This window comes from Brucella grignonensis (genome assembly GCF_002252505.1).
GTDB lineage: Bacteria > Pseudomonadota > Alphaproteobacteria > Rhizobiales > Rhizobiaceae > Brucella > Brucella grignonensis.
Window position 1 is genome coordinate 1 of the sequence record NZ_NNRL01000146.1, and the last position, 588, is coordinate 588.

The following is a 588-nucleotide window of genomic DNA, read 5'->3' on the forward strand; positions in this document are numbered from 1 at the left end:
TCAGCGATGTGCAAGATGCCCTTTGCGCGCAGGATGCTGCCTGGCAGTTCGTCCATCATCCGCCCCAACCGCTCTGCGGAAAGCGGCCGCTCTGTCCTGAAGCTCCAGCTCGTGAAGGGCGGTGCGGCCCTTGCCTTGAAACCGCCGGGGCTCACAGTCGACAACGCTTCGGGCCATTCCGAGGAGTGCTGGCCGAGCACGATCTCGACGGGTACCGCTGCTTCCACGGTCTCGACGATGCCGGCCCTGGGAGAGCGCCGCGCCATCCAGGACCTCACATCGTCCCGCTGCGCGGGCGAAACGAGGTCGGTCTTGTTCAGGATCACAAGATCGGCGCCGGCGACCTGACGCTCGACGATCATGCCGTAGTCGACATTTTTCGCGTGCGACAGCACGGTTTCGGCGTCGACGAGGCTCAGCACGCCGTTCAGGGCGAGGCCGGGATTGGTCAGGGCTATGTGCAGAATCGGTTGCGGCTCCGCTATGCCGCTAGCCTCGAGGATGATCGCTTCCGGCGGGTCGGCCTGTTCTGTGAGCGTCAGCAGGGTCTCGGTCAGGCCGTTCGCGACGCTGCAACAGGCACAGCCG

General features: G+C 65.3%; 1 protein-coding gene. It reads right to left on the reverse strand.

Going from position 1 to position 588, the window contains the following annotated elements:
- A partial coding sequence (locus CEV33_RS02275) for a CobW family GTP-binding protein (protein ID WP_208620146.1) occupies positions 1 to 588 on the reverse strand: 588 nt, incomplete at both ends.